The organism is Thermodesulfovibrionales bacterium, from assembly GCA_035622735.1.
Taxonomy (GTDB): domain Bacteria; phylum Nitrospirota; class Thermodesulfovibrionia; order Thermodesulfovibrionales; family UBA9159; genus DASPUT01.
Window position 1 is genome coordinate 1 of sequence record DASPUT010000152.1, and the last position, 24,167, is coordinate 24,167.

Below are 24,167 nucleotides of genomic sequence, written 5' to 3' on the forward strand. Positions count from 1 at the left end.
TGGTAAGAGAGATATTCGGCCTGAACCCCTCCGAAAACCTCAGAGAGAGGATGATCGGACTGACAGGGCTAGTCTCCGACCTGAACCCGGAACGGTTCAAGGAAGTGCTCAGGCTCTCCTTCGAAGAGACGTTTCAGGTAACCCTTATCCGCTCTCCTCTTTCCCGGGAGGAGCGTCTCCTTGCCCGGGAACTTGAGATTCGGAGATATCTCTCTCCGGACTGGAATTATCAGAGATAGCGGGGGGCGCTTCCGGAATTCCTTGGCCGACCGCAGCCGCCTGGCGATCGTCTGCAGTAATAAAATAATAGAGGAATATCGTGGCCAGCATGACAAGCCCGAAGTAGTTCTGTGAGATATGCATGAAGAACTGGAAGACTACGGCAAAAAGCGGTCCGACAAAGGGAACAAACTTCAGGGGATATCCGACGAAGAGGAGCAGAAAGCTTATGATCACGTAGCCTCCGAATACGAGGCAATAGAGATAAAAAGCCCCCGCATGGTGATACAGATGCCGGGTCGCCTCCTTTACGGAGCGGACAGGGCCGAAGCCCTTTATCGTCAGGGCGGCGAAGCCGTAAATCGTGATCGCAAGGGTAACGAGGATCAGAGAGAGGGCAACGAGCAAGAGGATGAGCGAGAAGAATATCCCGAGGAAAAGCGCGAGTGTTGCCTCCTGTTCCCTGGCCATAGAGACGATGGCGGCTATCGCACCTCCGAAGAGGCCGAGTATGAAGGCAAGCGCGACGAATATCAGCCCGATTACGGTTGTGAAACCCACAAGAGGGAAAAAGAGACGCTTGCCCTCTGAGAAAAACTCCTTGAAACTGAACTCTCCGGCGTCCCCTTTAATCGATCTCGCGATAATACCGATCGACCCTCCGAAAACAAAGACACCGAGGGAGAGGACGATCAGGATATAGAGCAAGACACTGGTCAGGACGAGGACGACAAGACCGAAGTATTTCGATATAAGTTCCGACGGCTTCTGGAAAGTGCCGAGCAGGTCGTGGATACGAGACAATTCCGTGAGGTCGAGACCGAAAATGATGAAGGCGATCGCCAGGGGAATGCCCACCATGATAAAAAATCCTGCGAAGCTCGCAAACATCGCCGCAATCTGGATCATCACGAGCTGCCAGTTCTCATTGATGATCCTGAAACCGTTCTTGATCGCCTCTCCGTATTTCATCGCCACCCGGAACAACCTTTCTCTTGCAGAATGAACCTGCCGTGACAAGCCCTCTTGCCTTCGCGCGAGAGGATAAAAGGCGGGCACGGCGCTCCTCGCCTGCCTTCATATGCCGCGGCTTTTCGGTGCTTTCCGTCGCCGAACAGACTCTATTTTAGTCCAAAGAGCGTGTAAGGGCAATAGATATTTTATAAGGCATATGGTATATTTTTTATTATGCTGAAGGACTTCATGTTTCACGGCAGCATCGGCCCTATCGATTACTTCGTTTTTGTCGGAGGAGCGAACGTAAGCAACCTTTATTTCTTTCAGGAAGAGGGACAGCAGATCCGGTTCTTCTCGAAGGGCAACGAGCTCTCCCTGACACAGGACTCCGTCTCGTACAAGGGAACGGGCGGCAGTTTCTGCGAGTACATGTTCGGCGTAGAAAAGCCTTTCAAGGATCTCATAAAGAGAGAAGTCCTGAACCGCCTCGTTCTGTTCGGCGCATTCCTCGACGAAGACGAAAGACTCATCTTCTCAAACGAGACGGAAGGCTCCGAATTATTTCACCGTCTCTTTCTTCTCGGACACGCGGTCAAGAACTATTATTTCTTCGTCTCTTCCGACAACAGGACGGAACCGAAGAAGAGGCAGAAAGCGATACTGCAGACGATAGGCAAACTCCTGAAGAGGACGGACCTCATCGCACAGGACCGCGACGAGGAGCTGCTCGAGAGGTTTATAACGGTACTCAATGAACCCGACTCAACGGTCTTCGTTTTTAAATTCGTCCACAGGGAGAATCTGAAATTCTATTCTGCGTTCCGCGACGCTTATGCGAAGGAAAGGATGCTGACCCCTGAAGACGAGGCGGCCGTCCATGACATAGCGGTGCGGCACGCAATAGACTTTTACCAGCAGGAACGGATGAAGATCGACGTCATGTACCGGCATCGGAGCAATAAAAACGTCGTCGATGAATACCGGGACATCCTTCTCGGCACGGCCCATAAGGACAGCTTGGCGCATTCCGAATTCGCGCGGCTGCATCGGCTGAGAACGCTCAGCATCAGGAATAACATACCGGCGATACTCTTCGATACCCTCGACAATTTTCTCCTCAAGGACAAGAAGAAACAGGCCTTCGAAGAACCGGAGTATCTCAGGGAATCGAGGGCGATTCTCGGGAACCTCTTCTTCAAAGATTCCTCCCTCAAGCAGCACATCATCACGGAAGATATCGTAAAGCTGATACGGGCGAAGCACAAGGCATCTTCGCAGAACGACATAGGGTTTGAAAAGATCCTCCTCGATACCGGTACGGCCTGTGATGAATATGCCCGGGAAAGCAACGAATACGGCATCTTCGAAGAATTCAGTTCCCTCATCACCTATTTCGACCGGTACGATAATGTCCGTGCCTCCCTGAGCAGGCTGGCCTTCATGGATACCATGGAACTCACGGAAGATATGCTGAGAAGATTACTCGGCAACAAGAAGGAATTCGACTCTCTCGATGAGAACCTCTTCAATGAAATCTTCATAAAGGATCTCCTCACGAACAAGTACATAAACATCTTCGGGAGAAAGAAGATAAAGACGCTCTCGGAGGGAATTGAGAAGATCTTCAGGGGAGATGCGTCCCTGAAAGAAGTCGTTTCGGAGGTCCACGCCATAGCGGGAGAGGAAAAACTCTACCGGGAAATCCGGGCGGTCCTCAAGGAGAAGATACGGGACTTTTATACACCCCTCGACATGAAGAAGGGACTCGGAAGAATTCGGACAGCGATAAAGAACGAACTGATCGAAAGCGGCATAGCGGCTGATATTCCCGATGCGCTATTCGACAAGGCCCTCCTCGATCTGAAGACGGAGTCCTACTATCTGAACCATCTCTTACCGACAATTTTGCAGACGGGAAACCTCCCTCTCAGGGAAGACTTCCTCAATAACAGCGGCCTCGACCGTTTCTATATCGAGGACGTAGAAAAAGAGTACTTCCAGGATAAAGGGTTTGATTCCGCCATACTCCATACACTGAAGGGCGAGATGGAACTCATCGGTATTGGAGGCGGCGAGCGGATTTGAACCGCTGAATAAAGGTTTTGCAGACCTCTCCCTTGCCACTTGGGTACGCCGCCGTAGAGAGTATCACCGCGATGTAACTCATTCTAAAGACTTGCCGATGGAGTTGTCAAGCGAGAAGGACTTCACTTCAGGAGAAACTTGTTGTTCCCCATGTGCGGATCGTGACAGGCTATACACGTTTGTGTCAGGTCTCTGTGCACCCCCTGAGAAATGATAGCCTCGGACTCGTGGCAGCCAAAGCACAACTCGGGGAGCGGGTCCCGAAGGAGGGACGGGTAACCGCTCGTTCCGTGCGGATCATGGCAGATGGTACAGCCCCAAATGTCGATAGCCTTATGGACAAATTTCCCGTCCGTTCTGAAGGAATGACACTGGAAGCAGAGCTCTTTCCCGGGAGCCAAAAGTGTTTCACTGCCGACGAGTTCGCCGCTGCCGCGGTGACAGACATGGCACGGGCCCTCCGGGTAAGTGTGTACGGTAATAGTTGGAGCGCCCTTCTTCTGGACATCTGCAGTAGAGCAGCCAGTCACGGCAATCGCGGTAATGATCAAGAGAACTGCTTTTCTTAATTCCCTCTCGAGCACGGAAACATGCCCCCTTGGAAAGCCCTCACCTTTTCTTAGCTTGTATCAGAGAAGGCTGCACATTCAGTTTGATCCTAGGCCGAAACAGGCGCTCTGCAGAGAAAGAAAACCGGCCGCCTATAAGCATACAATGCGGAAAGGACTCCGCATTGTCCGGTTTTTAGAGGCCTGTGATTTTCATGGAGCGGGCGACGGGATTCGAACCCGCGACCCCAACCTTGGCAAGGTTGTGCTCTACCAGCTGAGCTACACCCGCGATGCGCATCCTTACTTACTCTAACTCTTGAGCCTGTGCTATACTAAGCAGATATAAATATTAATGAATATCCCTGAATTTTGTCAACATGATCTATCCTGATTTGCGCGAATTCAAGACGCTGTCTTCAAGGGGGAACCTCATCCCCGTCTATAGGGAAGTCCTCGCGGACATGGATACCCCGGTCTCGGCCTTTCTCAAACTCGGCGGAACTCCTTCCTTTCTCCTCGAGAGCCTGGTCGGCGGAGAAAAATGGGCACGGTATTCTTTCCTCGGCTCGAACCCGTTGAAGACGATCAGAGGGTGGAACAAAAAAATCGAGATAAGAGAGACGGGGAAGAAGCCGGTCGTCTTTGAAACGGAGGATCCGGCCACGGTTCTCAAGAAGGAGTTATCCGGGTACCGGCCCGTTGCGCTTTCCGGACTTCCCCGATTTTCCGGCGGTCTCGTCGGCTACATGGGCTATGATATGGTCAGGTTCTTTGAGAGAGTACCCGACAGAGGGAAGCCCGGTTCAGGCCTGCCCGACATGTTCTTCATGCTCGTCGACACCATGCTCATCTTTGACAATCTGAAGCAGACGATAAAGATCGTTTCCAATGTGCACCTTGACGGAAAGAATACCGTTGCGGCCTATAGAAAGGCGGTCGAGAAGATAGACGCGATAACGGAAAAGTTGAGAAGCCCGAAGGTCAGGCCTCGGAAGCCGAAGGCGAAGGCGCGGGTCTCGAGAAAGAAAGGCTTTGTGTCGAGCTTCAGCACAAAGGAGGCGTTTGAAAGGGCTGTTTCCCGCTCGAAGGACTACATCGCGGCGGGTGATATCTTTCAGGTGGTACTGTCGCAGCGATTCGAGCGCAAGTCTCATGTCGAGCCCTTTGATGTATACCGGGCACTGCGCGTGATAAACCCCTCTCCCTACATGTACTTCATTAATACCGGTGAAGCTGAGATCGTCGGCTCGTCTCCCGAAATTCTTGTCCGGCTCGAAGACGGTAAGGTGGTGCTCAGACCTATTGCGGGGACGAGAGAAAGAGGTTCGACGGATGGAGAAGACAAGGCCCTTGAAGGGGAGTTGAAGAGAGACCCGAAGGAGATCGCCGAGCATATCATGCTCGTTGACCTGGGGAGGAACGATGTCGGAAGGGTTGCGGAGAAAGGCTCCGTAGAGGTTACCGAGCTCATGGCTGTTGAACGATACAGCCACGTGATGCATATGGTATCGAACGTCGAAGGAAACCTCGCAAAGGGGCTTGACGCGTTTGATGTACTGAGGGCCTGTTTCCCTGCGGGCACGGTGACGGGAGCCCCGAAGGTCAGGGCCATGGAGATCATAGAAGAGTTCGAACCGACGAAACGGGGCCCCTATGCAGGCGCGGTCGGTTATTTCAGTTATTCGGGCAACATGGATACCTGCATAACGATACGGACTCTCGTAATTCAAGAGAAGGTGATCTCCGTTCAAGCCGGTGCGGGCATCGTTGCCGATTCAGTCCCTGAAAGGGAATACGCGGAGACCGTAAACAAGGCCATGGGAATGATGAAGGCCGTTGACATCGCAGAGAGGGGATTAATCTGATGCTTTTGGCTATCGATAACTATGATTCTTTTACCTATAACCTCGTCCAGTATCTCGGAGAGCTCGGCGAGGATATACGGGTGTTCAGGAACGACAAGATTACGATACCCGAGGTGGAAACCCTCAGGCCCGAAAGGATCGTCATCTCTCCCGGCCCGTGCACGCCGAATGAGGCGGGAATATCGATCGACGTGATACGACATTTTGCCGGAAAGATCCCGATCCTCGGGGTCTGTCTGGGGCATCAGTCGATAGGCGCGGCGTTCGGAGGAGAGATTATCAGGGCGCCGCGGCTCATGCACGGAAAGACGTCCCTCATTTACCATGACGGAAAGACGATCTATGAGGGACTGCCGAATCCCTTCGAGGCGACACGGTATCACTCTCTCGTCATAAAGAGAGAGACACTGCCCGATCGTCTCGAAATCAGCGCGTGGACCGACACAGAGGAAATCATGGGGGTCAGACACCGTGAGTTTCTTGTCGAGGGGGTCCAGTTCCATCCTGAATCTATCCTCACAAAGGCGGGGAAAGACTTGCTGCGGAATTTCCTGAGACTCAGCAAAGGGAGATGATAAAAGAGGCGATTAACCTCCTCGTGCAGCATATAGACCTCTCGGAGACCGAGATGGCGGAGTGCATGGCCGAGATCATGGAGGGAAAGGCCACAGAGGCCCAGACAGGCTCGTTCCTCACCGCTCTCCGCATAAAGGGTGAAACCGTCAGCGAGATAACCGGCGCCGCGCGGATAATGCGGGAAAAGGTCTCCGCCGTCAGGGCGCCCGAGGGAGTTCTCGATACCTGCGGAACCGGCGGCGACATGTCGCAGACATTCAACATATCAACGGCAGCTGCCCTCGTCGTTGCAGCAGCCGGCGTACCGGTTGCGAAGCACGGCAATCGTTCCGTATCAAGCCGCTCCGGGAGTGCGGATGTCCTTGAGGCCCTTGGCGTAAAGATAGACCTGCCGCCTGAGAAGGTCGAAAAATCTCTCTTCGAGACGGGATTTGGCTTCCTCTTCGCTCCGCTTTTCCATCCGGCGATGAAATATGCCGTGGGGCCGAGGAGGGAGATCGGGATACGGTCCATCTTCAATATCCTCGGTCCGCTGACCAATCCGGCTGGGGCTAAGAGGCAGGTACTGGGCGTCTTCGCCGACAAACTCACCGACCTGCTCGCCATGGTACTCGGAAATCTCGGGGTGGTAGACACCATGGTAGTCCACGGTGAAGACGGTCTTGACGAGATAACGATCTCCGACGGGACAAAGGTTTCCCGTTACCGGGAAGGGAGGATCGAGACATTCTTTTTCGTCCCGGAAGACTTCGGCCTGCAGAGAGCAGGGTTGGAAACTCTCCTCGGAGGCGCCAAAGAAGAGAATGCCCGGATACTCTTTTCTCTCCTGAAGGGCGAAACGGGTCCGAAACGGAATGTTGTGCTCATGAATTCAGCGGCGGCCCTCATGGTCGCAGGCAGGGCGGAGAGCCCCAAGGACGCGATGCTCATTGCCGGTGACGCGATCGACTCCGGCAGGGCCCTGAAGAAGCTGAAGGAGATCGTGAGACTTTCGAATTCAATCTGATCCCCTTCTCGCTGTCAAAGGAGTTTGTGATGATAAAAGCGCACAGTCGTGAACCGCACAAAGACCGCAGGCCGGTAAAGATCAGCTCCCGGGGGCCTTCAGCGGGAGACCTCGACAGGGCCTCCCGGTTGCGGGAAGTCATGGAAGCCCTTTACGAGGCCAACAAGAAAGTCCCGGTAATCGTGGAAGGCAAAAGGGATTCACTTGCCCTGAGAAATCTCGGCCTCGTCGGAGAGATCATAACCCTCCACCGGGGAAACAGCCTCTATGAATTCTGCGAAGAGATATCCGAACGGTTCGGCAACGTCATCTTACTCCTTGACTGGGATGATAAGGGAGAGACCTTGCATAAGACGCTCAGCAGAAACCTGAGGGGCCTCTGGGAGGAATTCTCGGGATTCAGGGAGATCCTGAAGATCCTCTGCCAGAAGGACATCAAAGACATAGAAGGGATACCAAAACTCCTGAAAAACCTCGAGGGCGATGAGACTCACCGGTATTAAGGGAGAGGAACTTGCCGTCCGGTTTCTCAGGAAGAAAGGATACAGAATCCTCCGGAAGAATTTCAGGTCGCCCGTTGGCGAAATAGACATCATCGCTGAAGAGGGCAAGACGATCGTCTTCGTCGAAGTCAAGACGAGGACCGACGACTCCTTCGGCCATCCCTTTGAGGCTGTCGACACCCGGAAGAAAGAGAAGCTGAGGAGAGCGGCGCTCTCCTATCTCAAGCAGTGCAAGGAAGAACTGCCCTCGAGGTTCGACGTCCTCAGCATCGAGATGGATGGCGGCAAGAGCAGGATCGAACACATCATCGATGCCTTCGAATGAGGCTGACCCCATGATCAAGACGAACGATTAATAGAGCAGATATCGCGATCGCATCGCGGAGAACTCATCGAGCCGCCCCTGCCAGTCTGAAACTATCTTGGAAGGGTCCTTGCCGTCCCTGATGTCCCGGAGGACATCGCGAGAACCGACAAGGCCCAGCGTCTTGTCAATCTGGAAGTCCCGTGGATAAAGCCTCCTGAGGGCTGAAACGATTTCGACACCCAGGGCGGGAGAATCGAGGATCCGGCGATCGACCATGACCACGCGGATACCGTGGCAGACCCGGTTCTTATAAGGGCCGCTCTCCGGCCTGAAATCTACCTGTTCAAACAGAACCCCGGGAATTTTCCGATTGTTGAGATACGCGGTCAGTTCCTCCGCACGTATCCACGGCGCACCGAGAACTTCGAAGGGTCTGTCCGTTCCGCGCCCTACGCTCACATTCGCACCCTCGACGAGGGCGACCCCGGGATAGAGGATCGTCTCGGTCAGACTCCGGAGGTTCGGTGATGGGTTCACCCAGGGAAGGCCAGTCTCATCATACCAGTCGGTACGCCGGTAACCGTTCATCTTTATGATATGCAGGTCCGCGCCGATCTTCCTTTCTCCGTTAAACATCGCGGCCAGTTCCCCGACCGTCATGCCATGCCGGACGGGGAGCGGGAAATAGCCGGTAAAAGACCGGAGGTCCTCGTCGAGGAGGGGCCCCTGGACGAGTGAAGCGGTAATCGGGTTCGGACGGTCGAGGACATAGAAGGGTATGCCCTTCTGCGCTGCAGCCTCCATCGAATAACCGAGCGTCGTGATGTAAGTATAAAAGCGTGCGCCGGCGTCCTGGATATCGAAGACGAGGGCATCCACCTCCTCAAGCATCTTTTCCGTCGGACGCCGAACCTCTCCATAAAGGCTGTAGACCGGCAGCCCCGTCGCGAGATCAGCGGCAGTGTCGACCTTCTCGTCAACATTCCCCGATATTCCGTGCTCCGGAGCAAAGAGGGCCGCAAGACTCATGCCCGGGGCCTGAGAGAAGACGTCTATGGACCTCCGTCCCGCTGAATCGAGGCCTGAATGATTTGTAATCAGTCCGACGCGCAGTCCCTTCAGGGATGAAAACTTCTCGGCTTCCAAAACATCGATTCCGGTCTGCACCTGGCTGCCGACCGCCTGCGGGCCGCTGCCTTTCGTCATCCCCCAAAATCCGCTGAGAGAAGGCCGTATGGCGAGGACCTGCCCGGCAGAAACCGGTCCGAGAGACTTCGAAACGAGTTCGGTGATCTGTGCGCGTATCGGACCGGCATCGCCTTTTCCCTCCGGATGAACGCGGTTGGTAAGGATAATGATGTACGTGCCCGAAACAGGGTCGATCCAGAGATAGGTTCCGGTGAAGCCCTTATGACCGTAAGAACCGGCGCGGAAGAGTTCATTTCTGTTGGACGCAAAGGGCGCAGCGACATCCCAGCCGAGCCCGCGCGGTACGGCCGCTCCCGGGGGCGACTGGGGCGTCGTCATCGTCTCGACCGACGCCGGACTGAGAATCCGCAAATCGCCGATACTCCCTCCACGCAAGAGCATCCTTGAGAAGAGAGAGAGGTCCGGTGCGGTCGAAAAGAGTCCTGCGTGACCGGCGACTCCTCCCATGTTGCAGGCCGTCGGGTCATGCACTTCACCCTGGAGCATCTTCCCTTTTTTCCCATGCCGGAACTGAGTCGGCGCGACGCGGTTACAAAGGGCTGCTGAAGGCGTGAAGACCGTGTCCTTCATGCCGAGGGGCTTGAAGATGCTCTCCGAGCAATAGATGTCGAGAGGCCGCCCTGAAATCCTGCGGACGAGTTCACCGAGAACCTCAAAATTGATGTCGCTGTAAACGAAGCGTTCGGACGGAGAGGCGACGGGCTTTTCCTCGACTATCTTCCTGAGAGCTGTTTCGTAGCCGGACCACTCGGGTTTCAGGTCCAGGTCGGGCCTGAGACCGGAATAGTGCGTGAGGAGTTCGCGAACGGTGATCCTCTCCTTTCCCTTTGTGCCGAACTCAGGCCAGTATTTCGCGACCGGGTCTTCAATATTCATCCACCCTTTGTCCACGAGCTGCATCACCGCGGTCGTCGTGGCTACCGCCTTCGTAAGGGAGGCAAGGTCAAAGATAGTATCGGGCTTCATCGGAAGCTTTTTCGGTTTTACTGAACGGAAGCCGAAGGCCTTGTGCAGGATAACCTCTTCCCTGTTCCCGATGAGGACTACCGCTCCCGTAATTTTGCCGTTACGGATGGAGCTCGCAATGATACCGGCTACAGGTGCTTCCAGTTGCTGCCTGCTCAGTTTCCGGGGAAATTCCGATTCGGCAAAGGATCGAGAGATAGAGACCGACAACAGTCCTGCCGACAGGAGCATTACGGTGAAAAAGGCCTTCTGCAATCTGCTCAAAGTATTACACCACTTTCATCCTAAGCGATTCAGGGTTTCGACTCTCTTTTCTCTTTGTACAGGATGATCCATCTTTTGAGTCACCGCCATATCTGCTTAATACGTCACTTTCTTCGCTACCGGCGCTCCCGCCAGTATCCCCTCGAATGCCTTGCCCCTGTCCCTATCTGTCATAAGATAGCGGGGAAGTGTCATGATTGCATCGGAACTTCGCGTATGACGACGCTCTATCGTAAAAGCGGCTATGTACCCGGCCTCTGTCGCCTTTCGGATAAGCTCATCATCGTAAATACCGAAAGGCCATGCCAGCATATCAATCCTGATATCGAGTTCCTTCTCTATCTTTTCCTTTCCCTTGCCCAACTGCATCCGAACAAACTTGTCATATTCGACCGGAGTCAACTTCTTCTTTTCCTTCTTGAAGTTGGGGTGCCAATATGAGTGAGCCCCGAACTCCACGAGCCCGGTCTTCTTGACTTCCCTAAGTTCGTCCCATGTCATGGCATACGACGCATTCGATATGGCTGACGGATAGAGGAAGAGCGTCACCGGTATCCGATATTTTTGTATCATCGGAAGCATGTCCGAATAGACCGATCTGTGACCGTCGTCAGCGACAATCACGACCGACCGGGGAAGAGGCGCCGGTCCTTTCCCGAGATAGTAATCAACGAGCCGCCTCAGGGGTATTACGGTATAGCCATTGTCCCTGAGGTATTTCAGGTGGGACTCGAAAACGGGGGTAGTCACCGTCATGCTGTCAGCGACAACAGGCCCGAAACGATGATAGAGGAGGATGGGTATCTGTATGTCGCCCTGTGCCTTCTTCTCGCCGCTGGTTGACGAGACAGGTGTCAGGACGAATGCAAGCAGGACGAGCGACAGCAGGAAAGTCTTCACCGGCTGGATGTCACGACAAGGCATTCACGGCCTTTCCCCATCGCTTTCTTCAATCATGATAGCGGATTTCCCACTGTCATTGCCGGAGCCGGTGGACGCCTCACTGTACCTCTGTCTTCCCCTCTGCCGCTTCGGAAACCTCGTGAATCAGCGCTTCGGCCTCGGGATTCTTCACTTCTCTCTTGATGAGGATATCCGTGGGATCGACCTTCTTGCCGTAGTAGGCCTCGTTCAAGCCGTCCCTGACCTTTACGATCGCACCATCGAGCGAGATCCCGGCAAAGAGTCCCTTGGAGCGCGCGAAGCTGAGGATATCTGCGCTGAGGTTTGCCGTTGCAGCCGATACGCCGGCACCGATAGGCCCCATCGCGATTCCGACGTCACCGCCCAGCTTAACGCTGCTTCCGAGGAGGGCCGTTACTCCGCGCTCAGTCATCGCAAGCAGTATGACCTCTGAGGCCTGACCGCCGACCTGAAGGCCGAAACTCGCGGAACCGATCGTGTAAAACGCCGGCCCGCCCCACGTTCCGGTCTTCTCATCGTAAGTCACGAAGACCCCGCTTCCTCCAGAGGCTCCGATGACGAAAGCGCCCTTCAGGATCTGGGGGGCGATGAAAACACCCCTCGCCTTCTTGAGGAGGTCGCGAAAGGAGTCGTTGTCCTTCGCAGTGACAAACTTATCGAAAGTGAGTCTGGCCTTCTCTACGAGCTCTTTGCTGTCCGCGACATCATCGGCACCAACAGGGATCGCAGTAACAGCCGTCAATCCCAAAGCCAGAAAGATTGCTGCCGTAAGCATCAAAAGCTTGACATTCCTGAATGACCAATCCTTCTCCATAACGCCTCCTTGGTTTTCGTATGACAATCATATATCATTATTCTATCACAGAAATGAACTCTTCACCCTCTGAATGTTGCCGTGAAATTGTCGGGATGCACCCTCTATCTCAAAAGCCTTTCTGCCGCTCAATTTGCAATATTGCCTTTCTTAAAATTTGAATTTGAAGTTGACAAGGGCTTGTGAGAGTGTGATATGTTCAAAGTAAGCTTTTGTTTAACTTCAGAGAGGAGGTGGGCGCTAAGCCTCAGGCAAGGGCGTTTTCGGTGGGGACTTATCTCGGTTTCAGAACGAAAAATTACGAGGAGGGAAAATGAAAAAAGGTTTTGCTTTGGTCTTGATACTCGGGTTGGTCGTGATCGGTTTTCTTGTGGTCAACAGCTCCCCCAGGCAGGGGATCGCTGCCACGGATGTGTCGTCGATGGAGAGTTGCTATACGGGTCCTAACCCGACCATAGATTCAAAGGTAAACTTGTCGAGCAAAAAGATCACCTTTGACGGCACCGCTTACATCGCCGGCCACGGTGGTCACCTGGCGGTTATCGACATGAGGACCATGGAGTGTCCTACCGATATGGAAAAAGGCAGAATCGTGCTTACTGAAGCTGGTTCTGAGATGGAGGGCAAGATCGCCGGCATGAGCTTCGAGGAGGTGAAGAAGTCTGGCGGTAGTCACGGTCAGGCGATTGTGACCGAGAAGGGTAAGAAGGTTCTTGTTGCGGGAACCCTTGCCGGTAACGTTTACAAGATCGACCTCGCTACAGGAAAGAAGGAAGGCCCCTTCAAGGTCGGCGAGAAGTTCTGCGGTTCCATCGTGGGTCCTGACGGCAAAGTCTATTTCGAAGATATGGCAGACGGCCATGTTTACGTTTGGGATTCAGCCACGCTGAAGACCGTCGACAAGATGCCCGTAGGAAAAGCCGTATGCGGCATCCAGTGGACCAAGAACGCGGAAAAGGCCTATATAACCGACATGCCGACGGGCGTTGTCTACGTCTATGACTGGAAGACAAAGAAGAAGATTAAGGAGATAACGAGCCCCGAGATGACCTTTATCCATCAGGCAAGAATGACCCCCGATGGGAAATACCTCTGGGTCAGCGCTCCGAATGAGTTCGATCCAGGACTGAAACCGGGGACGCACAAGAGCCAGGCCGTCATCATCGACACGGCAAAGGACGAGATTGTCAAAAGGATTATTCTGCCCGATGATGTGAGGCCCCATGATTTTGCATTCACGAAGGACGGCAAATATGCGCTCATCTCATCGAGAACCTACGGCGATGACAGCACGTTAGTTGTCATGGATCTGAGAGATGCCAGCATCGTTCAGAAGACGTCGGCATGCGCATGCTGCCATAAGAAAGCAGGCGTTGAAGTTAAGATTGACAAGGGTTCCCCGCTGCTTTGCGGCATAGAGATCGACTGGATGGCAAAGAAATAGCCAGTAGATTTCCATTGCTCGGACAGTTGAAAGAGGGAGGGCAGGTGTTTTGCCCTCCCCTTTTTTTTCTTGCTTCCCCAAAGGAGGCATCCGGAACATCCTTAAAATCCGACGAGTCGGGTGAGCGACCATAAGCATGTCGCCTTGGGGATCTTGTAGAATAACCGTCTTCGATAATGGTAGAATAGCGGCCATGAGGTCTGGGGGTCAGTTATGACAGCGAGATTAAACATCGGGTCCTTTGCGATAAAGAATCTGAAGAGAAAGATCATAAGAACCATTTTACTTCTCCTCGCCGTTTCGGTTGTTACCGGTACCCTGTTTACCGCGACCCTCTTCATCCTCAGCATGCAGAACGCCCTGAAGATAGGCACATACCGTCTCGGGGCCGATGTGCTCGTCGTCCCTGAGAAATACGCGTCCGAGGCCCGTTCGGCTTTACTGGCCGGTGAGCCGACAAGCTTCTACATGGAACGTGACGTCCTTGAAAAAGTCAGGAAAGTCGAAGGCGTCAAGAATGCCTCTCCCCAGCTCTTCGTAAAGCCGACATCCTTTACCTGCTGTTACAATGTCGACGTCTTCCTGATAGCCTTTGATCCGACGACGGACTTCACGGTGACTCCATGGCTTGAGAAGAACCTGAAGAAGACTCTCGTCGGCAACGAAATCATTACCGGAAGGGAAGTTCCGGTTCTTACGGGGGACAGTATCCCCTTTTTCGGAACGCTCTTTAAGGTTGTCGGCACGATGGAGCCGACGGGGATGAAATTTTTCGACCGGTCGGTCTTCATGACTATGGATGCGGCATATGCGATGGCTGAAGCCTCCGTGAAGAAATCTCAACAGCCTATCAATATAGAGCGGGACAAGATCTCGGCCGTGCTCGTTCAGGTGCAGGACGGTTTTTCGCCGGAGCGGGCCGCCATCAGAATCGAACACGATGTCCCCGGAGTCAAGGCGATAGCCTCGGATGAGGTTATCAGCACGGTAAGAAAGCAGCTGGGCGGCCTCCTCAAGGGAATCCTCTTGATAAGCGCGGTGCTGTGGGTCCTCGCCCTCCTCATGATGGCCTTCGCCTTCTCGATGATCGTGAACGAGAGACAGAGGGAATTCGGACTCCTCCGCGCCATGGGTGCGAAGAAGAAACATGTCTTTTTGCTCATCATTACAGAGGCGGTCACGGTCTCTGTGGCAGGCGGCGTTATCGGACTGCTCACCGGCTCCGCGATACTCCTTACCTTCAAAAACCTCATCCTCCACAGTCTGAAGTTGCCCTATCTGCTGCCCCCCCCAGCGGTGCTCGGCGAGCTGGTGTTTGCGGCGATCCTGTTTTCCCTTGTCACGGGACTCCTCGCATCGCTCCTGCCGGCTTCTTCTGCAAGCAGGATGGAGCCCTATGAGGCGATCAGGAAAGGAGAATAAGATGGCATTCGCAAGGATCATCGTAATCCTGAGTATCGTCTGTTCCGCTTCTTATTTGTATGCTGGACCCGTATCCGTGCCTGACGGCGCGAAATGCGATGAATGCGGGATGTCGCTTGACCGGAACTCCAAGTTCATAAGTGTCGTAACCGGAAAAGATGAGAAGAAATTATTCTTCTGTGATATCGGAGATATGCTTAACCATTTCAGGTCGAAGAAAGAGAAGATAGAATCCGTCTCCGTCCGAGACTTTACGACGGGTGAATGGATCGACGGGAAGAGTGCATTCTATGTCACGAACAAGGCCCTGAAGACACCGATGGCCTGGGGCATAGGGGCCTTCACCAAGGAGTCGGACGCAAAACAATGGGGAACTCCCGTTGATTTCGAAAATGCCTTCGGCCTCATAAAGAAATGAGAAACCGGGTGTTCGGGGCGATACTCTTTTCCCTCGGGCTGCTCGTCTTCGCAACACCACGGTTTATTCTGCCGGTCTGCGAGTACCATGGGTTTAAGACGATGAACTGCAGCTATACCGGAATTTCTGAGATGTTTATGGGAGGGATTATCATGGCCTCGGCTGCAGGAATCATCTTTTCGACCTCCGGCGAGACCCTGAGGTGGTCGGCGGTCACGACCCTCGTGGCCGGTGTTTCCGTCATTACCCTGCCCGGCGCGATAGGCTACTGCCATAGCAGCAGCATGCCCTGCAACTACGGCACGATACCGATGCTGAGATTGGCGGGCTCTGCCGTCATTCTTGCCTCACTGGCAGGCCTGGTCGTCTCTTTCGGAAAACATCGGAGAGCGTAATTCCCTTATTGAGGACGAGAAATGAACGGAAGAAAACTCTTAGACAGACTGAGCCTCACCGTCTTTGTTGCCCTGGTCTTTATCATCCCGCTTATCGGATCATGCAAGAAGGAGGAAGCGGTCCCGGCCAGGAAAGATGTTCAAGAGACGAATCCCTACTCAAACGAATCTGTTTTTGCCGAAGTAAAAAAGAAGCTGCAGGAGAATCCGCAGGACGTTGATTTATGGTATAGACTCGCGGATCTTTACGACCGCAACGGCCAGTATGCCGAGGCTGTCGACACCTACAAGAAGGTGGTCGAAATGAAGCCCGACATGGGATATGCGTATTTTAAGATGGGGACTGCCTATGACCGCCTCAACAGGCCTGCTGACGCGGTGCCGGCCTTTGAAGAGGCGATAAGACTTATGCCGACCTATGCGGCCGCATACAATAACCTGGGAATCGCTTACGGGAAACTGGGCAAGATAAGCGAAGAGATACGGGTGCTCAAGAAAGCCACGGAACTTCGGCCGAGGTACGCTTCAGCGCACTATAATCTCGGCATCGCCTATCTGAAGTCGGGAAATAAAAAAGCCGCCCTCCGCGAATATGAGTCGCTGAAGGACACGGACAGCAGCATAGCCGAAGCCTTGCAGAAGGAGATCAACGCGGCCCCCTGAACGGGAGAGGAAAAGAGATGGTAACGATTCAGAATATCACAAAGAGTTATCTCATAGAAGGACAGAGGATAAAGGCGGTTGATAACGTCAGCCTCACCGTCGGCAAGGGCGAGTTTCTCTCGATCATCGGCCACTCGGGCAGCGGCAAGACGACCCTGCTCAGTCTCATCGGAGGCTTGACAAGACCCGATTCGGGCATGATCACGGTCGGCGAAAGAGATATCTGGACCATGGAAGACAACGCGCTCTCCGAATTCAGGAATAAGAAGATCAGCTTCATCTACCAGTTTTCGAGTCTCATTCCGACCCTCACCGTTCTTGAAAATATCCTTCTCCCGACCGCTTTCGGAACGCGGAGAGACGACGTCACCGGCTCCGCTCTCGGTCTTCTCGAAATCGTCGGTCTCAAGGAGAAAAAGAACGCGTATCCGTCGCAGCTCTCCGGCGGCCAGCAGAGGCGTGTCGCGATCGCCCGCTCCTTCATCACAAGCCCCGAACTCGTGCTTGCCGATGAGCCGACAGGGGATCTCGATGAGGAGACCGAAGCCGAGATGATGAGCTTCTTCACCATGATGAATGAAAAGAAGGACGTAACCTTCATCCTGAGCACCCACAATACGGATATCGCGAAGCAGATGAAACGGCAGATGAAGATGAGTAACGGAACGATGAAAGAGCTGTAGCGTTTTGCCCATGCATCTTATTCCCTTTCTATGCCCTCGGTACTATTGTTGCCACAAGGAAGTCACCTGACACTTTCCGTCCCAAGCTATCATCAAATTTAATTTATTCATCATTTTTTTAAATTAGCACTATTCCTTCTTTATCGATATTCTCTATATACAGTGACTCAAGGCTCTAGATTTCCCAATAGCGACCCCTATTAGTTTTTACCATTCCCGAAGCTTTTCCACGCAAGGGAATTATTGAGGAGGTGGTCCTATCGGCTGAGCGAAACCGGTAAGTCTTCTCACCATTTCATTATCTAAAGGAGGAGGGTGTATGAAAGGTTTTAGAGGCATGCTGGTATTGGTGATGATCATCGCATTGCCGATGACCGCAACGGCAGTCCAGTTTGACAAGAAGGCAACGACCATCGATGAATTGGCGAAGATGTACGATTCGACACAATGTAAATCATGCCATCCTGATATTTACGCACAATGGGAAAAATCTCATCACGCACGGCCCCTCATGGGAATTGCCGGTGGTTTGATGATGACCCCGGTTGTCAAGTCAAGCGCCTTTGCGGTAAAAGACCCGAAACAAGCTACATTGAAGACCTTCCCCTGTTTCAAGTGTCATCTCCCGCAGGCTTTCGCGAATGCCGATGATTCCGTGGCTGTCGAACTGACCGAAGCGCTCTTCGCTGCTTCGGCCGAAACAGCGACGGATAAAGAAAAAGCTGATGCGAGAGCAAAGGTTGCGAAGCTCCAGATAACCTGTCTCGTCTGCCATAATGAGAAGGCCATTACCCACAAGCTTGTATTGGGAAAGCCGGAGAATGGCGTACTGTACGGCAATAAGGAAGTCGCCTCACATCCCGATGCGACATACAAGACGGTCAAGAAGAGCGTCATCATGACTCAGCCGATTTTCTGCGGTCAGTGTCACGGCACAGGCCCCAATTTTGAATTCGACTATCCCGTTCAATGCGCGACGCTCTACGGCAGTTATCAGCACAACTACCTCTCACACGGTGGTTTCATGACATGCCAGGAATGCCACATGAAGAAGGTCGACGGCAAGGCTGATCATCTCCTGGCCCCTGATTTTAATGACAAGAAAGAGACGGGAGAGTTGCTCAGTAAAAGCATCCAGCTTGACGTCCAGACCCTCGGGTATCAGTTCCTGAGGAAAGCAGGCACGCTCATCCCCATGGTCGTCGTAAATACGAAGATCACCCAGGACGCCGGTCACAGAATTCCGGATGGCTGACCGTCGCACAACAGAGTGGTCATGGAAGTGACCGCAAAGACACCGGATGGGAAAGAGATTTTCAAGGAAGAGAAAAATTACATGACCCAGGCCACCAATTGTCTGAACGAGAAGATGATTTATGGGGCCCAGAACAAGACATCCTATGTGCGCGACACCGCCCTTCAGCCGTATCAGTCCAAAGACGAGACGTTCGAGATCAAGCTTCCCGAGGGGGTAAGAACGGTGGACGTTACCGTCGACATGAATTATGAGATTCAGGTCCCTGACAACAAGATTCCGATTCACACCGTGACAAAGAGGGTTACACTCGACAGGTAGAGTGATGATCTCTACCCCCGTGTCATAATCTTCTTGACTATTGTTGGTTTTTTGTGGTAATAATGCACATTTCATTGAAAGGAGGTGAGACAATGACGAAGAGATTAGCGATCGTTGCACTCGCACTTATGTTCGTAGTGTCGGTAGTCGGTTTTGCGTTTTCCGCTGAAGAGAAGATGATGCAGCATACGGGAACAATTACCGCTATCGATGCGAAGGCCAAGACCGTAACGATGAAAGATGCGAAGGGAGTGTCAAGTACCGTTACGCAAGTCGACGAAAAAGTGCTCGCCACGCTGAAGGTCGGGGACGAGGTTGAATGCAAACATATCGTAAAAGACGGAAAGAATATTTGTAAGGGCATGACGAAGGTGAAGAAGGAAGGGAAACCGGCAGGCGCCCCTCCGGCAAAAGCTCCAGGATATTAAGCTTTTCATGTTATCCCACCCTGAGATTCAGGGTGGGATAACAATATACCTTCAGGGATTGCAGACTGTTGTCCCCCTCCGAAGCGTTTCCGTAACACCTTGCTTCATCCAAGGTCCGAGGTCCTCCGGAAAAAGCCTGACTGACCGCATGCAGATTGATTCATCCTTCTCTTTCAATTTTGATATTTTGATATAATGTAATCGATAGTGCCTTCTCGCGAGATTCTCATGCAGATGAAGAAGCATAAAGGGATGAAGTCCTTAACGGAGTGAATGCCGAAACCGGGTGAGACGCATCATCAATGAAAGCCGACCGGAAAGGAGCGTATATGAAATCCTTCAGGTTTCTGCTGCTCGTAACCTTCGTTGTTTTTCCCCTCATAGTCTTCGCAGAGTATAACACCATCGATGACCTTGCAAAGGCCTACAGTGACGAGTCCTGCAAGGAATGCCATGCGAAAATATACGAGGAATGGAAGAGTTCCTACCATGCCCAGTCCGTGAACCATTCGGCGGGCGGCATAAGAAATTTTATCCTGGTCGGACTCGGGAAGGAATGGGAAAAACCCGTCAGCAAGGAAAATCTCATGCGCTGCATGGACTGCCATGCCCCTTATTTGAAAGATGCCTCGGAACCGCTTATCAAGGAAATCGCAGAACTTATCGTCGCTTCTGTTGACGAGAAAGATGAAGGGAAGAAAGCGGCGGCAAAAGAGGAACTCGCCAAACTGAATGTCAACTGCGTCATCTGCCACAATACAAAGGTCTCTATCGAGAAGAACCTGAAGGGCGGGCCGAAACCGGGTGTCTTTTATGGTCCGTCAGGAAAATCTACCTCTGCACACGGAACGGAGAAATCCCCGGTCTTGTCTTCCGCCATTTTCTGCGGGCAGTGCCATGGCATGTATACGCCTCCCGATGGAGACGTCATAGGATGCAATACCCTCTACGGCAGCTATCAGGACACATACAAGGGGAATGGGGGGGCAGAGACGTGCCAGGACTGCCACATGAAAAAGGCAAACAGGGGGCACACCTTTCCCGGGGCATACCAGCTTGAAATCGTAAAAGAGGGTATCGGGCTTGACGTTCAGGCGGCCGGCATAAAACTTCATCCCGGGAAATGGATACCGACGGCTGTCGTGAATATAGGACTCATCAATCAGGCGGGCCACAGGATCCCTGACGGCTGACTATGGTCTGCCAAGGTGGTCCTGGAAGTGACCGCGAAAACAGACAAGGGCGCGGTAATCGACATCGGCAAAAAAGAATACTGGGAACTCGGCATGGACCTTGACGGCGACCATAGGCTCGGGGCTTGGCAGATCAAGGAGATTATCGACCTTACGCTCCCGCCCAGGAATACCACGAAGGAGAGATTCGTGGCGGAGCTCCCGCCCGACACAAAGAATGCCGAGATTGAGATTAAGGTGACGTACTTCCCGTCCGGACCGACCGGGAAGCCGGTTTTAGAGCTGCATAAGGTCGTGAAGAAACTTAACTTCGAAAAGTAGCTTATGAGGCTGGATCATCTCCGGGGTCCGGCCTGCCTCTCCGGAGGAGATCCGACAGCCGCGCAAAATCTTCGATGCTCAAAGTCTCAGCCCTTCGGGAAGGGTCGATCCCGGACCTCATCAGGAATCCACTCACGTCGGGAGATAGTGACGCCAGGGCATTCGAAAGCATTTTCCTCCGCTGTGAGAAAGCGGTCTTTATGACTCGGAAGAAGAGCCTCTCATCCCTCACGGTGACGGCCGGCTCTTCACGGATCTCAAGGTGAATGAGAGCAGAATCGACCTTCGGCACAGGTCTGAACGCGCCGCGCGGAACAAAAAATTTTACTGCCGGACTGCTGTAATACTGCACCATCAGGGAAAGGACGCCGTATTCCTTCCCACCGGGCCCTGCGACGATTCTCTCCGCAATCTCCTTTTGGACCATTACGGTCGCGGACGTAAGACGGCTTCTCTCTTCAAGGAGCCTGAAGAGAATCGGCGTCGTTATATAGTAAGGTATGTTGGCGACTACCTTGAAGAGAGAGAGCGTGTCGTAGGGAAACTTCAGGGCGTCTGCGTGTATCAATTCGATATTGCCGTACCCGGCGAGTTCTTCCGTCAACCTCTCGAATAATCTCTGGTCCACTTCGATGGCGATGACCCTTTTCACCTCTTCAGCGAGCATCCTCGTGAGCCTGCCCGGACCAGGGCCTATCTCTACAACGGTATCCTCCTGCTGAAGGCCGGCAGCTTCAACGATCCTCTTCAGGATTGCGGGGTCATAGAGGAAATGCTGTCCGAGTCGCCTCCTTGTCATGAGACCGCTTGCTCGCAGGTCCGCAGTACACCCGCCGCAGTCTTATCCCAGGAAAACCCCTTCACCTGCTCAAACCCCTTCTCGACGAGTTCATTGCGCAGCCTCCTGTTGCCGAGGACATCGAGGATCAGCCTGCTCAATGACGCGCCGTCATGAGGGTCGAAGAGAATCCCCGCGTCGCCCACCACTTCGGGCAGAGACCCTCCGCGGGAAGAGATGACCGGTGCCCCGCATGCCATCGCCTCGAGGATCGTAATGCCGAATCCCTCGAAGAAGGACGGGTGCACCAACAGGTCCGCAGAGGAATAAAAAGTGGCGAGTCCCTCTCTCTCGATATATCCTATGCAGTGAATGCGTTCGTCTTCCGGAAGAGGGTCGCGGGACAACTCCCTCTTTCCGATAATCACGAGTGAATGGGGTATCCTGTTCTTGATTTCGAGGAATGCCTTTATCAGGGTGGTGACATTCTTATAAGGAAAGAGACTGCCGACGAACAGGATATAGGGTCCCCGTATGCCATGCCGTTCAAGGGAATCCTTCTCCATCCCGGTACTCAGGGGTTTAAAAACATGAGAATCATATCCCCCATGCAAGACATCGATCCTTCGGCTCTCCACCGCGCAAACCTTCAAAATCTCCTCCTTCACAAAATGTGACGGAACGATTACCCGATCGGCGATCCTCGGCAGGAGCTTGAGGGAGAATCTGAAATGGCGCGCCGCCATCCCAAACTGCTCAGGGAAGTAGATCGGGTGCAGGTCATGAACGGTCACGACGAGCCGCGAGGTCGGGATGAGGGGAAATTCGAGGATCGGACAGAAGAGGACATCTATCCCGTATCTCCTGATCGCAAAGGGCAGGAGGGCATTGTCGTAGATCATTCTCATGAGGTTGCTCGAGAATTTCATCCCACCCCTCACGGAGAAAGGGGTCTTCCTGATTCGGTCGTCTCCGACACCAGCGATCGGGACAGAGGTGAGGATCACCGTTTCCGGGTGGAGGGCACAGAGACGGGAAGAGACCTCTCTCGTGAAGACTCCGACGCCGGTCGGTTTCTCATTCAGAAAAGAGGCGTTGATACCGATCTTCACCGTCTCACCTTTCTATAGACGTCGATGCCGTTTCCCGGTCTTCTCATGCGCGGGATGAGATTTCCTGCCTCAGATTTCAGATCATTACTGCTCAGATAGATAGGGTTTCATTCTACCACAAGCCGCGACCCCCTTGGATTACTTTTCCGGAATACGCGATGTACTGTATAATATCGACCTGAGGTGAAAAATGGTCGCGGCGGTACATGAATTTCTTGAGATAGCGAGATACAAGGAGTTTCTGAGAAACCTTGTCATCCGGGATATCAAGGTTCGTTATAAGAGGTCGTTCCTCGGATTCCTCTGGGTCATGCTGAACCCCCTCCTCATGATGCTCATTATGAATATGGTCTTCTCCGGCCTCTTCAAGGTTTCGACGCAAAATTACACCGCATATCTCCTTTCCGGCATAATCCTCTGGAACTTCTTCTCTCAGAGCACCACGACAGCGGTGCTGAGTCTCCTGAGCAACAGCAACCTTATCAAGAAGATATACATCCCGAAATCGGTATTTCCGCTCTCGGTAATCGTATCGGCCGTGATCAATTTTCTTTTTTCCCTCATTCCCCTCTTTCTCATATTCTATCTGACGGGCACACCGCTAAGTCCGTTCGTCTACCTGGTGCCGGTGATCATTCTTCTTTCCGGGATATTCTCTTTCGGCATTTCGCTCATCCTTTCGACGTTGACGGTCTTCTTCCACGATACAAAATATATTTACGATGTGCTCCTTCTCGGCTGGATGTACGCGACTCCGATCTTCTATCCCGAAGCGATAATACCGGAGAAGTACGTTTTCCTCCTTCATATGAACCCCCTCTATTATTTTATTTCTGCCTTCAGGGGTGCCCTCTATATGGATATTCCCTCTTTCTTCACAAAATTGCTCTATGGCTCCCTGTTCTCCATCGCTGCGCTGACTGTCGGCTGGTTCCTCTATAGCCGCTATAAGGACAGGGTAGTCTATTACCTCTGATCTGCCGATGGCGATTTCGAATAGGCATCGGGAAGAGAATGAACCGTTGATTGCGGTCGAGGGCGTTTCCGTCAGATATCGCCTCGCAAAGGAAAAACCGAGGACGCTCCAGGAGTACTTCATCGACCGGCTAAGAGGCAAAAAGGTTAATTACGAAGCCTTCTGGGCGCTCAAGGATATCACGATCACACTCGGGAAAGGTGAAACTCTCGGCGTGATAGGCCACAACGGCGCGGGAAAGAGCACCCTCTTGAAAGTCATCGCGGGCGTCTTGAAACCGACCGAGGGAAAGGTCGCCGTCCGTGGCAAAGTCGCACCGCTTATCGAACTCGGGGCCGGCTTCGACATGGAACTTACCGGCTTGGAGAACATCTATATGAACGGCTCGATCCTCGGCCTTTCGAGGAAAGAGATAGAGAGGAAGTTCGATAAAATCGTCGCCTTTTCGGAACTCGCCGAATTCATCTACAGCCCTCTCAAGAGTTATTCTTCCGGGATGATCGCCAGACTCG

The 24,167-nt window shown here is 53.0% G+C and carries 26 protein-coding genes and 2 tRNA genes; 19 read left to right on the top strand and 9 right to left on the bottom strand.

Annotation, left to right across the window (positions count from 1 at the left end; genetic code table 11):
- Positions 1 to 144 precede the first annotated feature (144 nt).
- A complete protein-coding gene (locus VEI96_08020; protein ID HXX57934.1) occupies positions 145 to 1,197 on the bottom strand; it encodes a hypothetical protein in 1,053 nt (350 codons plus the stop codon).
- Between the two features lie 225 nt (positions 1,198 to 1,422).
- On the opposite strand from VEI96_08020, the gene VEI96_08025 reads away from it, so the two are divergent.
- Positions 1,423 to 3,261 carry a TIGR04442 family protein gene (locus tag VEI96_08025; GenBank protein HXX57935.1) on the top strand — a complete coding sequence of 613 codons (1,839 nt, stop codon included), beginning with the start codon at positions 1,423 to 1,425 and terminating at the stop codon, positions 3,259 to 3,261.
- On the opposite strand, the gene VEI96_08030 is transcribed toward VEI96_08025, so the two are convergent.
- The 3 genes from VEI96_08030 to VEI96_08040 all read right to left on the bottom strand — a co-directional run bounded on the left by VEI96_08030 (position 3,240) and on the right by VEI96_08040 (position 4,101).
- Positions 3,240 to 3,314 (bottom strand) — tRNA-Cys (locus VEI96_08030). The two genes, VEI96_08025 and VEI96_08030, sit on opposite strands and share 22 nt — an antisense overlap.
- A 69-nt stretch (positions 3,315 to 3,383) precedes the next feature.
- The gene (locus VEI96_08035) at positions 3,384 to 3,845 is read right to left on the bottom strand and encodes a cytochrome c3 family protein (protein HXX57936.1); all 462 of its coding nucleotides are present in this window, start codon (positions 3,843 to 3,845) and stop codon (positions 3,384 to 3,386) included.
- 180 nt (positions 3,846 to 4,025) lie between these two features.
- Positions 4,026 to 4,101: transfer RNA gene (locus VEI96_08040), tRNA-Gly, on the bottom strand.
- A gap of 88 nt (positions 4,102 to 4,189) precedes the next feature.
- On the opposite strand from VEI96_08040, the gene trpE reads away from it, so the two are divergent.
- From trpE to VEI96_08065, 5 genes are read left to right on the top strand one after another with little or no spacing between them, the layout of a single operon-like run.
- Complete coding sequence (gene trpE / locus VEI96_08045; GenBank protein HXX57937.1) at positions 4,190 to 5,677, top strand: anthranilate synthase component I; 1,488 nt, start codon at positions 4,190 to 4,192, stop codon at positions 5,675 to 5,677.
- Positions 5,677 to 6,252, top strand: a complete 576-nt coding sequence (locus VEI96_08050; protein HXX57938.1) for an aminodeoxychorismate/anthranilate synthase component II — start codon at positions 5,677 to 5,679, stop codon at positions 6,250 to 6,252. Before trpE ends, VEI96_08050 begins: the two co-directional genes overlap by 1 nt.
- The gene (trpD, locus tag VEI96_08055) at positions 6,249 to 7,259 is read left to right on the top strand and encodes an anthranilate phosphoribosyltransferase (GenBank protein ID HXX57939.1); all 1,011 of its coding nucleotides are present in this window, start codon (positions 6,249 to 6,251) and stop codon (positions 7,257 to 7,259) included. The genes VEI96_08050 and trpD overlap by 4 nt, the downstream gene beginning before the upstream one ends.
- A 29-nt stretch (positions 7,260 to 7,288) precedes the next feature.
- On the top strand, positions 7,289 to 7,762 hold the full coding sequence (locus tag VEI96_08060; GenBank protein ID HXX57940.1) for a toprim domain-containing protein: 474 nt from the start codon (positions 7,289 to 7,291) through the stop codon (positions 7,760 to 7,762).
- A complete protein-coding gene (locus VEI96_08065) occupies positions 7,743 to 8,087 on the top strand; it encodes a YraN family protein (GenBank protein ID HXX57941.1) in 345 nt (114 codons plus the stop codon). The genes VEI96_08060 and VEI96_08065 overlap by 20 nt, the downstream gene beginning before the upstream one ends.
- A gap of 27 nt (positions 8,088 to 8,114) precedes the next feature.
- On the opposite strand, the gene VEI96_08070 is transcribed toward VEI96_08065, so the two are convergent.
- From VEI96_08070 to VEI96_08080, 3 genes are all read right to left on the bottom strand, one after another.
- Positions 8,115 to 10,508 (bottom strand): exo-beta-N-acetylmuramidase NamZ domain-containing protein, encoded by a 2,394-nt coding sequence (locus VEI96_08070; protein ID HXX57942.1) that lies wholly within the window; start codon positions 10,506 to 10,508, stop codon positions 8,115 to 8,117.
- A 96-nt stretch (positions 10,509 to 10,604) separates the two neighbouring features.
- On the bottom strand, positions 10,605 to 11,432 hold the full coding sequence (locus VEI96_08075) for a polysaccharide deacetylase family protein (protein ID HXX57943.1): 828 nt from the start codon (positions 11,430 to 11,432) through the stop codon (positions 10,605 to 10,607).
- A 76-nt stretch (positions 11,433 to 11,508) separates the two neighbouring features.
- A complete protein-coding gene (locus VEI96_08080) occupies positions 11,509 to 12,246 on the bottom strand; it encodes a lipid-binding SYLF domain-containing protein (protein ID HXX57944.1) in 738 nt (245 codons plus the stop codon).
- Positions 12,247 to 12,559: 313 nt separating this feature from the next.
- Between VEI96_08080 and VEI96_08085 the strand changes: the two genes are divergently transcribed.
- From VEI96_08085 to VEI96_08135, 11 genes are all read left to right on the top strand, one after another.
- On the top strand, positions 12,560 to 13,690 hold the full coding sequence (locus tag VEI96_08085; protein HXX57945.1) for a YncE family protein: 1,131 nt from the start codon (positions 12,560 to 12,562) through the stop codon (positions 13,688 to 13,690).
- Positions 13,691 to 13,903: 213 nt separating this feature from the next.
- Entirely contained in the window at positions 13,904 to 15,112 is a 1,209-nt protein-coding gene (locus VEI96_08090; protein ID HXX57946.1) for an ABC transporter permease, read from the top strand.
- Between the two features lies 1 nt (position 15,113).
- Positions 15,114 to 15,530, top strand: a complete 417-nt coding sequence (locus tag VEI96_08095; protein HXX57947.1) for a nitrous oxide reductase accessory protein NosL — start codon at positions 15,114 to 15,116, stop codon at positions 15,528 to 15,530.
- An 8-nt stretch (positions 15,531 to 15,538) separates the two neighbouring features.
- Complete coding sequence (locus tag VEI96_08100; protein HXX57948.1) at positions 15,539 to 15,925, top strand: DUF4418 family protein; 387 nt, start codon at positions 15,539 to 15,541, stop codon at positions 15,923 to 15,925.
- Positions 15,926 to 15,946: 21 nt separating this feature from the next.
- Complete coding sequence (locus tag VEI96_08105) at positions 15,947 to 16,588, top strand: tetratricopeptide repeat protein (protein ID HXX57949.1); 642 nt, start codon at positions 15,947 to 15,949, stop codon at positions 16,586 to 16,588.
- Between the two features lie 17 nt (positions 16,589 to 16,605).
- Entirely contained in the window at positions 16,606 to 17,271 is a 666-nt protein-coding gene (locus VEI96_08110; GenBank protein ID HXX57950.1) for an ABC transporter ATP-binding protein, read from the top strand.
- Between the two features lie 319 nt (positions 17,272 to 17,590).
- The gene (extKL, locus tag VEI96_08115) at positions 17,591 to 18,526 is read left to right on the top strand and encodes a multiheme c-type cytochrome ExtKL (GenBank protein HXX57951.1); all 936 of its coding nucleotides are present in this window, start codon (positions 17,591 to 17,593) and stop codon (positions 18,524 to 18,526) included.
- 21 nt (positions 18,527 to 18,547) lie between these two features.
- Complete coding sequence (locus VEI96_08120; protein HXX57952.1) at positions 18,548 to 18,847, top strand: hypothetical protein; 300 nt, start codon at positions 18,548 to 18,550, stop codon at positions 18,845 to 18,847.
- Between the two features lie 92 nt (positions 18,848 to 18,939).
- Positions 18,940 to 19,275, top strand: coding sequence for a hypothetical protein (locus tag VEI96_08125; protein HXX57953.1), 336 nt, complete (start codon positions 18,940 to 18,942; stop codon positions 19,273 to 19,275).
- 329 nt (positions 19,276 to 19,604) lie between these two features.
- Positions 19,605 to 20,468: a multiheme c-type cytochrome ExtKL gene (gene extKL, locus VEI96_08130; GenBank protein ID HXX57954.1), complete on the top strand. Its 864-nt coding sequence runs from the start codon at positions 19,605 to 19,607 to the stop codon at positions 20,466 to 20,468.
- Between the two features lie 27 nt (positions 20,469 to 20,495).
- Complete coding sequence (locus VEI96_08135; protein ID HXX57955.1) at positions 20,496 to 20,789, top strand: hypothetical protein; 294 nt, start codon at positions 20,496 to 20,498, stop codon at positions 20,787 to 20,789.
- A 1-nt stretch (position 20,790) separates the two neighbouring features.
- On the opposite strand, the gene rsmA is transcribed toward VEI96_08135, so the two are convergent.
- Both rsmA and VEI96_08145 read right to left on the bottom strand, forming a co-directional pair.
- Positions 20,791 to 21,588: a 16S rRNA (adenine(1518)-N(6)/adenine(1519)-N(6))-dimethyltransferase RsmA gene (gene rsmA, locus VEI96_08140; GenBank protein ID HXX57956.1), complete on the bottom strand. Its 798-nt coding sequence runs from the start codon at positions 21,586 to 21,588 to the stop codon at positions 20,791 to 20,793.
- Positions 21,585 to 22,679 (bottom strand): glycosyltransferase family 1 protein, encoded by a 1,095-nt coding sequence (locus tag VEI96_08145; GenBank protein HXX57957.1) that lies wholly within the window; start codon positions 22,677 to 22,679, stop codon positions 21,585 to 21,587. Before VEI96_08145 ends, rsmA begins: the two co-directional genes overlap by 4 nt.
- A gap of 190 nt (positions 22,680 to 22,869) precedes the next feature.
- On the opposite strand from VEI96_08145, the gene VEI96_08150 reads away from it, so the two are divergent.
- Both VEI96_08150 and VEI96_08155 read left to right on the top strand, forming a co-directional pair.
- Positions 22,870 to 23,655 (top strand): ABC transporter permease, encoded by a 786-nt coding sequence (locus VEI96_08150; protein ID HXX57958.1) that lies wholly within the window; start codon positions 22,870 to 22,872, stop codon positions 23,653 to 23,655.
- A 7-nt stretch (positions 23,656 to 23,662) separates the two neighbouring features.
- Positions 23,663 to 24,167 (top strand): ATP-binding cassette domain-containing protein (locus VEI96_08155; protein HXX57959.1); only part of this gene is annotated, 505 nt, incomplete at its 3' end.

What these genes read in the sequence shown, in the direction of transcription:
- VEI96_08080 (HXX57944.1), bottom strand. Translation starts at nt 12,246, where the DNA reads ATGGAGAAGGATTGGTCATTCAGGAATGTCAAGCTTTTGATGCTTACG.
- trpE (HXX57937.1), top strand. Translation starts at nt 4,190, where the DNA reads ATGATCTATCCTGATTTGCGCGAATTCAAGACGCTGTCTTCAAGGGGG.
- VEI96_08110 (HXX57950.1), top strand. Translation starts at nt 16,606, where the DNA reads ATGGTAACGATTCAGAATATCACAAAGAGTTATCTCATAGAAGGACAG.
- extKL (HXX57954.1), top strand. Translation starts at nt 19,605, where the DNA reads ATGAAATCCTTCAGGTTTCTGCTGCTCGTAACCTTCGTTGTTTTTCCC.
- VEI96_08150 (HXX57958.1), top strand. Translation starts at nt 22,870, where the DNA reads ATGGTCGCGGCGGTACATGAATTTCTTGAGATAGCGAGATACAAGGAG.
- rsmA (HXX57956.1), bottom strand. Translation starts at nt 21,588, where the DNA reads ATGACAAGGAGGCGACTCGGACAGCATTTCCTCTATGACCCCGCAATC.
- VEI96_08060 (HXX57940.1), top strand. Translation starts at nt 7,289, where the DNA reads ATGATAAAAGCGCACAGTCGTGAACCGCACAAAGACCGCAGGCCGGTA.
- VEI96_08120 (HXX57952.1), top strand. Translation starts at nt 18,548, where the DNA reads ATGGAAGTGACCGCAAAGACACCGGATGGGAAAGAGATTTTCAAGGAA.
- VEI96_08065 (HXX57941.1), top strand. Translation starts at nt 7,743, where the DNA reads ATGAGACTCACCGGTATTAAGGGAGAGGAACTTGCCGTCCGGTTTCTC.
- VEI96_08025 (HXX57935.1), top strand. Translation starts at nt 1,423, where the DNA reads ATGTTTCACGGCAGCATCGGCCCTATCGATTACTTCGTTTTTGTCGGA.
- VEI96_08075 (HXX57943.1), bottom strand. Translation starts at nt 11,432, where the DNA reads ATGCCTTGTCGTGACATCCAGCCGGTGAAGACTTTCCTGCTGTCGCTC.
- VEI96_08050 (HXX57938.1), top strand. Translation starts at nt 5,677, where the DNA reads ATGCTTTTGGCTATCGATAACTATGATTCTTTTACCTATAACCTCGTC.
- VEI96_08085 (HXX57945.1), top strand. Translation starts at nt 12,560, where the DNA reads ATGAAAAAAGGTTTTGCTTTGGTCTTGATACTCGGGTTGGTCGTGATC.
- VEI96_08105 (HXX57949.1), top strand. Translation starts at nt 15,947, where the DNA reads ATGAACGGAAGAAAACTCTTAGACAGACTGAGCCTCACCGTCTTTGTT.
- extKL (HXX57951.1), top strand. Translation starts at nt 17,591, where the DNA reads ATGAAAGGTTTTAGAGGCATGCTGGTATTGGTGATGATCATCGCATTG.
- VEI96_08125 (HXX57953.1), top strand. Translation starts at nt 18,940, where the DNA reads ATGACGAAGAGATTAGCGATCGTTGCACTCGCACTTATGTTCGTAGTG.
- VEI96_08095 (HXX57947.1), top strand. Translation starts at nt 15,114, where the DNA reads ATGGCATTCGCAAGGATCATCGTAATCCTGAGTATCGTCTGTTCCGCT.
- trpD (HXX57939.1), top strand. Translation starts at nt 6,249, where the DNA reads ATGATAAAAGAGGCGATTAACCTCCTCGTGCAGCATATAGACCTCTCG.
- VEI96_08090 (HXX57946.1), top strand. Translation starts at nt 13,904, where the DNA reads ATGACAGCGAGATTAAACATCGGGTCCTTTGCGATAAAGAATCTGAAG.